Origin of the sequence: Serratia marcescens (assembly GCF_001902635.1) — a bacterium.
GTDB lineage: Bacteria > Pseudomonadota > Gammaproteobacteria > Enterobacterales > Enterobacteriaceae > Serratia > Serratia marcescens_F.
Map to the genome: position 1 here is coordinate 68,097 of NZ_MJAO01000018.1, position 14,626 is coordinate 82,722.

General features: G+C 58.3%; 13 protein-coding genes. All 13 read right to left on the reverse strand.

Annotated elements, in window-relative coordinates; all coding sequences use genetic code 11:
* Positions 1-117 precede the first annotated feature (117 nt).
* The 13 genes from wecG to rho all read right to left on the reverse strand — a co-directional run bounded on the left by wecG (position 118) and on the right by rho (position 14,586).
* Entirely contained in the window at positions 118-858 is a 741-nt protein-coding gene (gene wecG, locus BHU62_RS17885; RefSeq protein WP_073533194.1) for a lipopolysaccharide N-acetylmannosaminouronosyltransferase, read from the reverse strand.
* Between the two features lie 14 nt (positions 859-872).
* Entirely contained in the window at positions 873-2,237 is a 1,365-nt protein-coding gene (gene wzyE, locus BHU62_RS17890; RefSeq protein WP_073533195.1) for an ECA oligosaccharide polymerase, read from the reverse strand.
* Positions 2,234-3,319, reverse strand: a complete 1,086-nt coding sequence (locus BHU62_RS17895) for a TDP-N-acetylfucosamine:lipid II N-acetylfucosaminyltransferase (RefSeq protein WP_073533196.1) — start codon at positions 3,317-3,319, stop codon at positions 2,234-2,236. Before BHU62_RS17895 ends, wzyE begins: the two co-directional genes overlap by 4 nt.
* A complete protein-coding gene (gene wzxE / locus BHU62_RS17900) occupies positions 3,316-4,566 on the reverse strand; it encodes a lipid III flippase WzxE (protein ID WP_073533197.1) in 1,251 nt (416 codons plus the stop codon). Before wzxE ends, BHU62_RS17895 begins: the two co-directional genes overlap by 4 nt.
* A gap of 1 nt (position 4,567) precedes the next feature.
* Positions 4,568-5,698, reverse strand: a complete 1,131-nt coding sequence (rffA, locus tag BHU62_RS17905; protein ID WP_073533198.1) for a dTDP-4-amino-4,6-dideoxygalactose transaminase — start codon at positions 5,696-5,698, stop codon at positions 4,568-4,570.
* Positions 5,685-6,416, reverse strand: a complete 732-nt coding sequence (gene rffC, locus BHU62_RS17910) for a dTDP-4-amino-4,6-dideoxy-D-galactose acyltransferase (protein WP_073533199.1) — start codon at positions 6,414-6,416, stop codon at positions 5,685-5,687. The genes rffA and rffC overlap by 14 nt, the downstream gene beginning before the upstream one ends.
* Entirely contained in the window at positions 6,394-7,275 is an 882-nt protein-coding gene (gene rfbA, locus BHU62_RS17915; RefSeq protein ID WP_073533200.1) for a glucose-1-phosphate thymidylyltransferase RfbA, read from the reverse strand. Before rfbA ends, rffC begins: the two co-directional genes overlap by 23 nt.
* A gap of 47 nt (positions 7,276-7,322) precedes the next feature.
* A complete protein-coding gene (rffG, locus tag BHU62_RS17920; RefSeq protein ID WP_073533201.1) occupies positions 7,323-8,390 on the reverse strand; it encodes a dTDP-glucose 4,6-dehydratase in 1,068 nt (355 codons plus the stop codon).
* Positions 8,387-9,649 (reverse strand): UDP-N-acetyl-D-mannosamine dehydrogenase, encoded by a 1,263-nt coding sequence (wecC, locus tag BHU62_RS17925; protein WP_073533202.1) that lies wholly within the window; start codon positions 9,647-9,649, stop codon positions 8,387-8,389. Before wecC ends, rffG begins: the two co-directional genes overlap by 4 nt.
* Complete coding sequence (wecB, locus tag BHU62_RS17930) at positions 9,646-10,776, reverse strand: non-hydrolyzing UDP-N-acetylglucosamine 2-epimerase (RefSeq protein ID WP_073533203.1); 1,131 nt, start codon at positions 10,774-10,776, stop codon at positions 9,646-9,648. Before wecB ends, wecC begins: the two co-directional genes overlap by 4 nt.
* Before the next feature lie 84 nt (positions 10,777-10,860).
* Positions 10,861-11,913, reverse strand: coding sequence for an ECA polysaccharide chain length modulation protein (gene wzzE, locus BHU62_RS17935; RefSeq protein ID WP_073533204.1), 1,053 nt, complete (start codon positions 11,911-11,913; stop codon positions 10,861-10,863).
* Between the two features lie 20 nt (positions 11,914-11,933).
* The gene (wecA, locus tag BHU62_RS17940) at positions 11,934-13,031 is read right to left on the reverse strand and encodes a UDP-N-acetylglucosamine--undecaprenyl-phosphate N-acetylglucosaminephosphotransferase (RefSeq protein WP_088776068.1); all 1,098 of its coding nucleotides are present in this window, start codon (positions 13,029-13,031) and stop codon (positions 11,934-11,936) included.
* Between the two features lie 295 nt (positions 13,032-13,326).
* Entirely contained in the window at positions 13,327-14,586 is a 1,260-nt protein-coding gene (rho, locus tag BHU62_RS17945; RefSeq protein ID WP_004934188.1) for a transcription termination factor Rho, read from the reverse strand.
* Positions 14,587-14,626: the final 40 nt, after the last annotated feature.

The following is a 14,626-nucleotide window of genomic DNA, read 5'->3' on the forward strand; positions in this document are numbered from 1 at the left end:
AATAAATGCGACGACGTTTAGGGCCGGGGGTTATAGATATGCGGGAGAAATACACAAAAGCAGATTATTGGTACAGCAGACCGGGGAGGAACAGCACTTTCCGCCCCGGATGAGGGGTTACATCTTGCCGCTGTAGTAGTAGCCGACAAACTTCAACAGTTTCAACTGCCGGCCGATACGGCTGGGCTGGCTGAGCAGGCGGTAGAGCCACTCCAGACCGAGGTTCTGCCACACCTTGGGCGCCCGCTTCACGTGGCCGGTGAACACGTCGTAGGTGCCCCCCACGCCCATATACAGCGCCTGCGGATGCACCTTGCGGCAGTCGCGCATCAGGATCTCCTGTTTCGGCGATCCCATCGCCACCGTCACAATGGCGGCACCGCTGGCGCGAATGCGCTCGAACAGCGCCTGTCGCTGCTCCGGCGTGAAATAGCCGTCCTGGCTGCCCACCAGATTGACGTTCCACTGGCTGCGCAGCTTCTGCTCGGTTTCCGCCAAGACCTCCGACTTGCCGCCGACCAGGAAGACCGGCGTGCCTTCACGGCCGGCCCGCTGCATCAAAGCTTCCCACAGATCGGCGCCCGCGACGCGCGAAACGTCTGCCGCCGGGTATTTGCGGCGAATCGAGCGCACCATGCTGATGCCGTCGGCGTACTTATATTCCGCTTCGTCCAGCAACGCGTGCAGCGCCTGATCCTCTTCAGCCTTCAGGATCTTTTCCGCGTTCATGGCCACCAGCGTGCCCCGTTTTACCCGGCCGCCGTCGAACAGAAAGTCCATGCAGTGCGCCATATCGCGAAAGCCCCACAGGCTGAAACCGCGCAGCTCATACTGCGGCACCGAAATCTTTGCTTCCATCGTCGTCATTACCCTTACAAAAGACCGTTCGCCCGCGGGGGCGTCAGCGCTCGGGCGCGCGTCACCCTGGCTTTGATCAGCCCGGCGGTATCGAACAACCAATACAGCAACTTCGCCAGCACCAGACAGGCGCCGAAAATAATGCAGAAGAACACCACGCGCGACACGAACGAGTCTACCCCTTCACGCGCCAACACGATCATATTGAACACCGCGCCGAAGCAGAATCCTTGCAGGATAGCCGCCTTATAGCGGTTCGGTTCGGTTTTGCCCAGCTCGTACAGCCAGTCGAACCATTTGATGATCATGCCCACCAGAATCGCGCCGAGCGGGATAAACAGCGCGCCACCCATCACCACCAGCGAACCGATCAGCGTCGGTGAAATCGCCAGCCCGGAGTGGTTGTTCAGCACTTCCCAGGTAAAATAGTTGGCCGAGTTCAGCACTACGTCCGGCCGGCCCGGCCACAACCAGGTTGGGATAAAGACGTAAAAATCACGCACGATCGGCGCCAGCCCCTGGAAATCGATCTTGTCGTAATTTTGCAGCAGCAGCGCCAGGTTTTCCCACGGCGAGAAGGTATCGCGGGTCAGGTAGAGGAAGGTATAAAACGCTTCCGCGCCGCTGACGTCCAGGCTATAACGCTTCAACGCCAGCCAGAACATGCCGACCACGCCGAAAACGCCCGCCGCCGCCAGCATCCACAGCGTGATCCAACCCCGCACAATGCCGATAAACAGGAACAGCGCGAAGGCAATAATGATGTTGGCGCGGGTGCCGCCGACGATCACGTAGGTCAGAATGCCGAACGCCACCGTCGCCACCAGGAACAAGAACCAGGCACGCAGATCCTGCCGCAGGAAATAGACCACCAGCATCGCCGGAATGAAGAAATAGAAGAACCGCTTGAGCGCCACGCCGGAAACGTCGCTGGAGAAGATCTGGCTGTAGGAATTAAGCTTGAACAGCAGGAAACCGTTCTGCATGAAGAAGATCCCCACGGTGCCGATCGCCACCAGCGCCAGCAGCACCCAGGTAATATGGGTCTCCACCCGATTCATGGTGAACAACGCCGCACGCGGCTGGGTGCGCCGCTTGCGCAGCCGGGTCTTGTATGTGACGTAATAGATGGCGTAAAACGCCGTCGCCGACAGCAGGGCGTACAGCAGAAACTCCACCGGCACCACCTCGACGTCGAACTGAAACACCAGCAGGCAGGTCAGCGGGAAACCGAAGTAGAACGTCAGCAAATACAACAGCGAGAAGAAGACGTTGAAGTTAAAGCGCACGCGCCGAAACTCCTGGTAGGTCAGCGTCAGAATAAACGTCAGGCTGACCAGATAAACGACGAGCAGACCGCCGAATTGCGCCAACGTCATGCGTGTTCTCCCGCCGCCAACGCCAGCGCTTGCCGCCAGCCGTCGACATAATTCGGATTGAAGAAGGCGATCGCCTGCTTATCCACCGCCGCCAGCTGACGCTGCGCTTCACGCACCACCGCCTCGTCCAGCGAATCGCCGTAGAACAGCACCGGCAGGCGCTGCTCCGCCAAATCCTGCCAGAACGGGTTTTGCCGGCTGAGCACGAAAGGCACGCCGAACTGAATCAGCAGGCACAGGGTGCCGATCCCCTGTTGGCGGTTAAAGATGAAATAGCCGAGATCGCAAGCGCGCAGAATATTGAGATAGTCCTCAAACGCCACCTGCTGTGTGAGCAGCTGCAGGTTTTTCTCGCCGAACAGCGGCAACCCGGCAGCGCGCACCTGCTCAATGTAAGCGTCGTTGTTGGCCGGGTAGCCCATCGGCAGGATCACGCGCACGTCGGCGCCGAACTGCTGATGAATCGCCCGCAGCGCTTCGATATGCCGATTGCTGCGGTCGCCGGAGTTGCCCACCAAAATGGTCATCGGCCCGGCCAGGCTTTTTTCGACGCGCACGTCGGTCAGCGCCGGATCCATCCGGGTCGGGAAGTACAGCAGCGAGGCCGGTACCCGCGCATGACGCTGCTGGTAATGAATCACGTCGCCGCGGGTGGCGAATACGTTGCCCACCCGCCCCTGTGCAATGCGGCGCAGCAGGTAAAACAGCCGGAATTTCCAGCTGGTGGCGTCTTCATACAGATCGGCGCCCCAAATATGCCAACTGACCTGACGCGCCTGGATCTTGCCGCTCAGCATCGCCAGCCACAGCCCCGGATTGAACTGGCCGTGCAGGAAGAAACGCGCACTGCGATCGGCCTGAGCGCGGGCGATCACCGCCGCCGCCAACCCCTTTTTGTCTGCGTAAGGCTCAATGTCCAGGGCAGGGAAATCCCCCAGCGCCGCCACATCCTTGGCCGCCACCATAAAATGCCGCGTCTGTTCAGCCGGCAGGCCCGGCGCCAGCACGTCGTTGAAGAAGCGCAGCACCGTCTGGTTATGATGCGGGATATCGGATCCCAGAACGTGAATCAGTGTGGTCATACTCGTCTACGATAAATAAGAAATACGCAGCTACAGAGCGTGAAATACACGATGTAGGTTGCCATATAGGCCTGAGCCGCCCCCAGCGCGCCATGCTGCGGGATCAGCCAGTGCGAGAACAGCGTCAGCAGCAGAAACTGGCTGACTTCCGTCAGGATGTAAAAGCGCAACGACGCTTTGGCGATCACCAGATAGCCGAACACGTAAGCCCCGACTTTCAGCACATCGCCCACCAGCTGCCAGGCGAACAAATCGCGCATGGCGACGAACTTGTCCGAGAACAACAGCCAAATGGCGAAATCGCGCAGCAGCCAGACCGTCAAGCTCGCCGCCGCCACCGCCGGCAGCACGAACCTCAGCGAACGCACGATCTCCCGCGAGATGGCGCCCTTGTCCGTCAGCCGCGACAACGTCGGCAACAGATAAACGGTGAACGAGGCGGTGATAAACTGCAAATAGGCGTCGGAAATGCTGCTGACGCCCTGCCAGATACCCACCTCATCCCAACCATAATGCGCGGCCAGCAGGTTACGCATCATCACGTAAGCCACCGGCAGCGTCACCGAGGTGATCAACGCCATGATGGTGAACTTGCTGAGGTTGCCGGCCACCAGCTTGTCCCAGCGCGGCGCCAGATAACGCAGCGGCAGCGTTTTACGCCGCCACAGCATCAGCCCGGCCGGCAACACCACCAACGCCGGCACCAGTGCCAGCCCAGCCAGCGCGCCTTCATAGCCGCCCAGCGTAAAGCACAGATAATAGGCCACCACGCCGATCAGGCTACCGCCGATCACCGCCAGCGCATTGCCCATCGCATCGCGATAGCCTTTCAGCACCGCCATGAATAGGTTGGCGTAAGCGATACCCATCTGAATAAAGGCGACGGCGCGCACTACGCCGACATAATCGGCATGGCCGAACAGCCCGATGCTGATCGGCTCGGCGGCGAACAGAAATACCAACGCCAGCAGCGTCGAAAAGCCCAACACGATGCTCGACGCGGTGCCGACCGCCAGGCGCAGACGCTGCGGATCCTGATGGTACTCCGCCACATACTTGGTGATGCCGTTAAAAATGCCCGCACCGGACAGCACGCCCAGCACGGTGATCAACTGACGAAAGTTACCCGCCTGCCCTACGCCGCTGGGGCCGAACGCCACCGCCAACAGCTTCACCACCAGCAACCCCACGCCGATCTTGATCAGCGTGGAGCCGGCGGTCCAAATCGACGCTTTTGCCAACGACATATCAGGCGAAGAAGCTCAGGATGGTATTGATTACCGTACGCTGATTGACATCGGACATGTTGTAGAACAACGGCAACCGCACCAGACGCGCACTTTCCTGACTGGTATAGCGATCCTCGCCGGCAAAGCAGCCGAACTGCTCGCCGGCCGGGCAATCATGCAGCGGAATATAATGGAACACCGCCATAATCTCGGCTTCTTTCAGATAGTCGATAAAGGCCGTGCGCTCTTCAATATCATGCAGCTTGATATAGAACATGTGCGCGTTATGCACACAGTCCGCCGGAATGCTCGGCAGCTCGATGCGGCCTGAGCGGGCTAACGGCAGGAAGCTCTCGTAGTACTTCTGCCACAGCGACAGGCGGCGCTGGTTGATACGTTCCGCCGCTTCCAGCTGCCCCCACAGGTAGGCGGCCTGCAGATCAGACATCAAATAGCTGGAGCCGATGTCGCGCCAGGTGTATTTGTCCACCTGACCGCGGAAGAACTGGCTGCGATTGGTGCCCTTCTCACGGATCACTTCCGCCCGATCGACCAGGGCCGGATCGTTCACCAGGGTCGCGCCGCCTTCACCGCCGGCGGTGTAATTTTTGGTTTCATGGAAACTGAAACAGCCGATATGGCCGATGGTGCCCAATGCCTTGCCCTTGTAGGTAGACATCACGCCCTGCGCGGCGTCTTCCACCACGAACAGGTTATATTTTTTCGCCAGCGCCATGATGGTATCCATCTCGCAGGCGACGCCGGCGTAATGCACCGGCACGATGACGCGGGTTTTATCGGTAATCGCCGCTTCGATTTTGGTTTCATCGATGTTCATGGTGTCCGGACGCAGATCGACGAACACCACCTTGGCGCCGCGCAGCACGAAGGCGTTGGCGGTTGAAACGAAGGTAAAGCTTGGCATGATCACTTCGTCACCCGGCTGAATATCCAGCAAGATGGCGGCCATTTCCAACGACGCGGTGCAGGACGGCGTCAGCAGCACTTTCGCGCTGCCGAAACGCTGTTCCATCCACTGCTGGCAGCGGCGGGTGAAACCGCCGTCGCCGCACAACTTGCCGCTGCTCATCGCAGCCTGCATATAATCCTGTTCAGTGCCAACAACCGGTGGAGAGTTAAATGGAATCATGTCTACCTCTGTATAACCAGTACGCGGTGCTTTCAATCACGGCACCCTGTCGTTGATAGAGTCGTAATGCGGCAATATTGCCGATCTGGGTCGCGACCCGCAGGCGCTGCACACCTTGCTGCCGACACGTTTCTCGGGCGGCCGCCATCAGCCGCCCTCCCACGCCTTTTCCCGCAGCGCCGGGAAACGCTGCCAACAGGCCGATGCGCGCCTCCCGTCCGCCCAGATTGCGCAGGCTGACGAACCCCTCTGGCCGCCCCTGTGCGTCCAGCGCCAACAGGCACTGGTGATCGAAGGTGCCCAGAACGGCTTTTTCAATCCACAAAGCATAAAACCGGCCGCTGTCATCAGCTTGATACCAAGGCGCGCGAAAGCGGCTGACGGTGAACGCCTGAGCCGCCGCTGCGCGCAATGCCGGGATATCGGCTTCGATCGCCAGACGAACCGCCTGCGCGTCGTCGCCTGACTTAGTCACTCGCCCGCTGTCGAGATCCAAGACCAGATCGACCTCGCCCTCAACCAGGCGAAACCCGAAATCGGCCAGGCCATCCGCCAACGCAAGGTGCTGTGCGGGGATCTTGGCTTGCACCAGGGCGTAAGCCGCCAAGTCGGCCTCGGCAAGCGCCGGGGCCGAGGGAGAGAAGCTGAGTTTCGCGCTGTTCAGGGCGAAAAACTCGCTTTCCCACGCCAGGGGCTCAATAGTGGCGTGGACGCGCATGCAGCAGATCCAGCAAATACTTGCCGTAGCCGGTTTTGGACAACGAGTTGGCGGCACGCTTGACGCCAGCATCATCCAACCAGCCGTTACGCCAGGCGATCTCTTCCAGACAGGCGATTTTAAAGCCCTGCCGCTTCTCCACCGTCTGCACGAAGCTGCTGGCCTCCAACAGGCTGTCGTGGGTACCGGTGTCCAACCAGGCAAAGCCACGGCCCAGAAGCTCGACGGTCAGTTCACCGCGCTCCAGATACATCTGGTTGATGCTGGTGATTTCCAGTTCGCCGCGCTCGGAAGGCTTCACCTGTTTGGCGAACTCCACCACCTGGCTATCGTAGAAATACAGACCGGTCACCGCCCAATCAGATTTCGGCTTCTTCGGTTTTTCTTCGATCGACAATGCGCGGAAATTATCGTCAAACTCCACCACGCCGAAGCGCTCTGAATCCATCACCTGATAACCGAACACGGTAGCGCCTTCGGTACGGGCCGCGACGGTTTTTAATTTCGGGCTGAAGGACTGGCCAAAGAAGATGTTATCGCCCAACACCAGGCAGCAAGAATCACCATTGATGAACTCTTCGCCGATCAAAAACGCCTGCGCCAAGCCTTCCGGCTTAGGTTGCGCGGCGTAGCTGAGATTGACGCCGAACTGTTCGCCGTTGCCCAGCAAACGTTCGAAGGACGGCAAATCTTCCGGGGTAGAGATGATCAAGATGTCGCGGATCCCCGCCAGCATCAGTACCGACATAGGGTAATAGATCATCGGCTTATCATAGATAGGCAGCAGTTGCTTGGACACGCCGCGCGTGATCGGATGCAGACGCGTACCTGAACCGCCAGCCAGAATAATACCTTTCATACTTGCTCCCAAATCCGCAGCGCCATCTGAAAAGCACTGCGTTGCATTCAGTCGGACAGCCCCAAACGCTCGCCGGCATAAGAGCCGTCTTGCACTCGACGCCACCAGATTTCGTTTTTCAGGTACCAAACCACGGTTTTGCGAATACCGCTTTCGAACGTTTCTTGCGGCCGCCAACCCAGCTCACGCTCGATCTTGCCGGCGTCGATGGCGTAACGCATATCGTGGCCTGGGCGATCCTTCACGTAAGTGATCAGATCGCGGTACTGCGCCACGCCCTGAGGTTTATTCGGCGCCAGCTCTTCCAACAGATCGCAGATGGTCTGTACCACCTCGATATTCTTGCGCTCATTATGGCCGCCGATATTGTAAGTTTCGCCCACCACGCCTTCGGTCACCACCCGATAGAGCGCGCGCGCGTGATCTTCAACATACAGCCAGTCGCGCACCTGCGCGCCGTTGCCGTACACCGGCAGCGGTTTGCCTGCCACCGCGTTCAGGATCACCAGCGGAATCAACTTCTCCGGGAAGTGATAAGGGCCGTAATTGTTCGAACAGTTGGTGACGAGGGTCGGCAAGCCATAGGTGCGCAGCCAGGCGCGCACCAAATGATCGCTCGATGCCTTGGAAGCGGAATACGGGCTGCTCGGCGCATACGGCGTGGTTTCGGTGAACAGATCGTCGGTGCCGTGCAGGTCGCCATACACTTCGTCGGTGGAGATATGATGGAAGCGGAATGCCTGCTTCTTCTCCGCCGCCAGCGGCTGCCAGTAGTGGCGCGCCGCCTCCAGCAGGGTGTAAGTACCGACCACATTGGTCTCGATAAACGCCGCTGGACCATCGATGGAGCGATCGACGTGACTTTCCGCCGCCAGATGCATCACCACGTCCGGCTGATACTGGGCAAACACCCGATCCAACTCGGCGCGATCGCAGATGTCGACCTGCTCGAAAGCATAGCGCTCGCTATCGGCCACCACCGCCAGCGACTCCTGGTTACCGGCATAGGTCAGCTTATCCACCACCACCACGCTGTCGCGAGTGGCCTCGATGATGTGCCGCACGACTGCGGAGCCAATGAAACCGGCGCCACCGGTAACTAAGATACGTTTCAACGCCAGACTCCTTTGGTGTCTACCACCCAGGCTTGCTTGATTTCGTCCGGCTGAATGGCTTTGAACTGTTTGTGGTCGACCAACATCACGATCACGTCGGCCTGTTGCAGCGCCTCGTTGACAGATTTCAACGACACGAGGCCCGCCAGCGATTTCGGCAGCTGTTCCACATTCGGCTCCACCACCAGCGTTTCGCCAGCATGCCACTCGGCGATCATATGCGCGACTTCCACTGCCGGACTCTCGCGCAGATCGTCGATGTTTGGTTTAAAGGCCAGGCCGAAGCAGGCGATTTTCACCTCGGAAGCACGCTTGTTAGTGGCGGCTAAACAGTCGGCCACCATGGCTTTTACACGATCGACCACCCACAGCGGTTTACCGTCGTTCACCAGGCGCGCGGTGTGGATCAAGCGCGCCTGTTGCGGGTTCTGCGCCACGATAAACCACGGATCGACGGCGATGCAGTGGCCGCCGACGCCCGGGCCCGGCTGCAGAATGTTCACCCGCGGGTGGCGGTTCGCCAGGCGAATCAGTTCCCAGACATTGATCCCCTGCTCTGAGCAAATCAGCGACAGTTCGTTAGCGAAGGCGATGTTCACGTCGCGGAAACTGTTCTCCGTCAGTTTGCACATCTCCGCAGTGCGTGCATTGGTCAATACGCATTCGCCCTCAAGGAAGATTTTATACAGCGCACTGGCACGCTCCGAGCACTTCGGCGTCATGCCGCCGATCACCCGGTCGTTTTTAATCAGCTCCACCATCACCTGCCCCGGCAGCACGCGCTCCGGGCAGTAGGCGATATTCACATCCGCCGCTTCGCCCGCTTGCTGCGGGAAGCTGAGGTCGCTGCGCGTCTCTGCCAGCCACTCCGCCATCTGTTCGGTGGCACCGACCGGCGAGGTGGACTCGAGGATCACCAGGTCGCCTTTTTTCAGCACCGGCGCCAGCGATTTCGCCGCCGCCTCGACATAGGCCAGATCCGGCTCATGGTCGCCTTTAAACGGCGTCGGCACCGCGATCAGGAACGCGTCGGCCGCCAGCGGTTTGGTCACCGCCTGCAGGAAACCGCCGTCGACGGCGTCCTTGACCACTTTATCCAGATCCGGCTCGACGATGTGGATCGCGCCGCGGTTAATGGTATCTACCGCATGTTGGTTAACATCTACGCCAACCACTTTTTTCTTGCGGGAGGCGAACGCCGCCGCCGTTGGCAAACCGATATAACCCAGACCAATGACAGAAATGGTGTCAAAGCTCATAGTGTCACCCGACGATTTTTTAAAGCTTCGAGGATACGCTGGCAGGCATGTCCATCGCCGTATGGATTGTGTGCGCGACTCATGGCTTGATATTCGCTTTCATCCGTCAACAGTCGGGTCACCGCATCAACAATTTTGGCCACATCAGTACCCACCAGGCGCACCGTGCCCGCATCTACCGCCTCTGGACGTTCGGTGGTATCACGCATCACCAGCACCGGTTTGCCTAACGACGGCGCCTCTTCCTGAATGCCGCCGGAATCGGTCAGGATCAGGTGCGCTTTAGTCATTAGATAAATAAACGGCAGATAATCCTGCGGTTCGATCAACATGATGTTATCGATGCCTTTCAGGATGCGATTCACCGGCTCGCTGACGTTCGGGTTCAGGTGCACCGGATACACCACCTGCACTTCCGGGTGGTTGCGGGCGATTTCCGCCAGCGCGCTGCAGATCCGCTCGAAACCGCCGCCAAAGCTTTCACGCCGATGGCCGGTGACCAGGATCAGCTTTTTGTTGGCATCGAGGAATGGATATTGCGCCGCCAGGTTAGCCTGCAGTTCGGCATCGCTCATCACGCGATCGCGCACCCAGAACAGCGCGTCGATCACCGTATTGCCGGTCACGAAAATATGATCATCTGGCAGCATCTCGCGCAGCAGGTTCTGGCGCGAGTTTTCGGTCGGCGCAAAATGGAATTTCGCCAGGTGTCCGGTTAGAGTGCGGTTGGCTTCTTCAGGCCAAGGGGAGTACAGATCGCCAGTACGCAAGCCGGCTTCAACATGCCCGACAGGGATGCGCTGATAGAATGCCGCCAGGCTGGTCGCCAGCGTGGTGGTGGTATCACCATGCACCAACACCACATCCGGTTTGAACGCTTCCAGCACGCCCTTCAGCCCTTCCAAAATGCGGCAGGTAATTTCAGTCAGCCCCTGGCCCGGCTTCATGATGTTCAGATCGTAGTCTGGCGCTATCTCAAACAACCGCAATACCTGATCCAACATCTCGCGATGCTGCGCCGTTACGCAGACTTTCGATTCAAAGGCCTCATCCTGGGCCAAAGCATGTACCAGCGGCGCCATTTTAATGGCTTCAGGTCTGGTGCCGAAAACAGTCAACACTTTCACAGAGAATCTCTTTTTCGTCAGTTAAGCGCAGGCGTACCTGCGAACCGAGCGCACTAAGCGCCCATCGGTAAGTTAAGTCTATAATTAATTCGACGGCCGACGCGCCAAGGCTACGCCTGCGCCAACCAAAGCGCCCATCGCGCCCCACAGAATCAGCCAGAATGCCCGGCGTGGGCTGTCGCGTTTTACCGGCTCTTCCGGCGTGCGCAAATAGCGATAGGTCTGGAACTTTTCATCCAACGTCGGGCCAACGTTCAGCGTTGCCAACATCGCACGATTCTGATCGTAATCCAGGTCGTAGGTCGGGCCGGAGGCCTGCAGCCCTTCCAGACGCGCCTGCAACATTGGCCGGCCCAGCAAGAACAGATCCGAATCCGGCAGTTGCTCGGCCGGGGTGTCGGTTTGCGTACGGCTGATGCCTTGGGTCTCGGCGATTTTCAACGCCTGCTGAGTGGTGTTCAGCTCACGCTTGTACACCGACTCCGCCACCGCTTCCTGACGCTTGACCTGCGCTTTCATCGACGTGGTGCGGGCGGCCCAGGCGCCCTGAATCTCTTCGTTCAGGTGCAGGGCGGCACGGTGGCTGGCGAAGGCGACATATTGGCGCAGCAGGTGGTTGGCGTCCGCGGCGGTTTCCGCCGTCAGCTTCACACCGTCGTTCGGCACTTTCTTGTCGTCGCGCGGGGTAAACTGAATGTTGTTGATCAGCTCGTCAAGCAACGCCGCATCGGCGCGGGCATCCCCTTCCTGACGCTGCTTGTAGTAATCGCTCTGCAGCCAGAAATCGCGGCGCGTATCGTAGGCCGCCAGCTGCATGATGAATTCATTGTATGCCTCGTCCGCAATGCTCGGCTGATCGCCGGCCGCCGCCGGCAGCGTGCGCACGTCCAGATTGCGCAAGAACTGCTGTTGCGAATAGTAGCCGCCCAGCGCATTCACCGTCGGTCTGTCGGTGATCGCGGTAGCGCTCCACTCCTGCTTAACCAGGTAGGAGACGATCAGCGCGACCGCCGCGAACAGCACCGCGATGCCGATAATCCACGGTTTGCCGCGCCATAAGGTGCAGCACAGGCCGCGGATATCGAGTTCGTTATCCACCGCCGGGGTATGCTTGTCAGACGTTGTTTCTGGATTCATCACAGCCAAAAAGCCTCTGGTTAAGATACTTGCTTGTTATCGCTCGAACGCCGCAGGCGGCGCTTGATACGCTTAATGTATCGCGCAACCCGCCAGGCGCGCTTGATGCAATAACCGTACAGGAAGAAAGCAAGCAAGAATAATGCCAACATAACCCACTCTGGTATAAAAGTCAGGCGTTCACCGATCACACCTACCGCCGCCAGCAACGCGGCTGCCAGGGTGATCAATACGAAAGCCTGCCGCGGCGTAAAACCGGCGCGCATGATCAGGTGGTGGATATGTTGACGATCGGGAGAGAAGGGGCTCATCCCCTTGCGTAAACGACGATACATGATCGCTATCATGTCCATCAGCGGAATAGCGATGATCCACAGCGCGGTCACCGGGTTGATCGAGTGCACCTTCCCCTGCGAGCTCTGCAGCAGCAGCCAGATGGCGGTAAAACCGATCAACGTGCTGCCGGCGTCCCCCATGAACACCTTATAACGGCGGCCGAAGATGCCGAGGTTGAGCAAAATATAGGGAACGATGGTGGCGATCATCGCAAAGCACCAGAACGCCAGCTCATTATGGCCGTTCAGATACAGCAACAAGCCCAGCGCGCCGAAAGAGACGCACGACAGCCCGCCCAACAGGCCATCGATGCCGTCGACCATATTGAAGGCGTTGATCGCCGCCCATACCGCAAACAGCGTCACCAGATAACCGAACGGCCCCAGCAACATCTCCCAGTCGCCCAGCACATGGCCGAAACTGCGCAGATACAGGCCGGCGAACACCATCATGGCGATACCGACCAGCGCCTGAACCAAGGCACGAATTTTAACGCTGATGTCGAAACGGTCGTCGAGCGCGCCCACAAACACCAGAATACCGGCGCAGGTGAGGTAAAGCTTGGCGTGTGCGATGGGTTGTTCGGAGATCCAAAAAGCGAAGCACAACCCGGCATAAACGGAAATACCGCCAACCAGAGGAATCAGCCCCTGATGGCGTTTGCGATAATTGGGTTTATCTACCAGACCAATACGTTTTGCCGCCTTGCGAGCAACAAAGAGAAAAGCCAAAGAAAACAGGAAAACAAATAGAATTTCAGTACTCATAGTGAGTAAGTTCACAGTTAACAGATCTCTGTAGAAGATAAGGCAGCTTACCACGGGCAACAGCTTGTGCCACCGACCCCCGCTACCTTTCGGTCATTTCCTATGACAACGGTGATTCATGCCTATTTTCTTCGCTTCGGCTGACAAAACGACAGCAGCAAAGCCGACCGGCGCAGAACCGTTCGACAAACAAGATGAATTCTCAATAAGTCGAGGAAACAACTTACTTTTCCATTACTGCTACTTATCGTATCCGCCAAAAGCGAAAAACGCCACGACTAGGCGTGGCGTTCCGCGAATTTTTAACGAATTATGAGCGTTTCATCATATCGAAGAATTCGTCGTTGGTTTTAGTCATCGCCAACTTATTAATGAGGAACTCCATCGCGTCAATCTCACCCATCGGGTGAATGATTTTGCGCAGGATCCACATTTTTTGCAGCTCTTCAGAGGTGGTGAGCAGCTCTTCTTTACGGGTACCGGAGCGGTTGTAATCGATAGCAGGGAATACGCGCTTCTCGGCGATTTTACGCGCCAGATGCAATTCCATGTTGCCGGTACCTTTAAATTCTTCGTAGATCACTTCGTCCATCTTCGAACCGGTATCAACCAGCGCGGTCGCGATGATGGTCAGGCTACCGCCTTCTTCCACGTTACGCGCCGCACCGAAGAAGCGCTTCGGACGATGCAGGGCGTTGGCGTCCACACCACCGGTCAGCACCTTGCCTGAGGCCGGTACCACGGTGTTGTAAGCGCGCGCCAGACGGGTGATGGAGTCGAGCAGGATGATGACGTCTTTCTTGTGCTCAACCAGGCGCTTGGCCTTCTCGATCACCATTTCGGCCACTTGCACGTGACGCGAAGCCGGTTCGTCGAAGGTCGATGCGATCACTTCGCCTTTCACCAGACGCTGCATCTCGGTCACTTCTTCCGGACGTTCGTCGATCAGCAGCACCATCAGCACGCAGTCTGGGTGGTTGTAGGCGATGCTCTGCGCGATGTTCTGCAGCAGCATGGTTTTACCGGCTTTCGGCGGTGCCACGATCAGGCCACGCTGGCCGCGGCCAATCGGCGCCGCCAGATCCAGTACGCGCGCCGTCAGGTCTTCGGTTGAGCCGTTGCCGCGTTCCATCCGCAGGCGGGAATTGGCGTGCAGCGGCGTCAAGTTTTCGAACAGGATCTTGCTGCGGGCGTTTTCCGGCTTGTCGTAGTTGACTTCGTTGACTTTCAACAGGGCAAAATAGCGCTCGCCTTCTTTTGGCGGACGAATCTTACCGGAAATGGTGTCACCTGTGCGGAGGTTGAAACGGCGGATTTGGCTAGGGGATACGTAGATGTCGTCGGGGCCGGCGAGGTAGGAACTGTCTCCAGAGCGGAGGAAACCGAATCCATCCTGCAATATCTCGAGCACGCCGTCGCCGAAGATATCTTCTCCGCTTTTCGCATGTTGCTTCAGAATGGAGAAGATAATGTCCTGCTTGCGCATGCGGGCAAGGTTTTCCAGCCCCATATTTTCGCCGAGAGTAATCAGCTCAGAAACCGGCGTATTCTTTAATTCGGTAAGATTCATAGTGGTGGGTTCTTAAACTCGGGGTATGTCTCGAACTTGT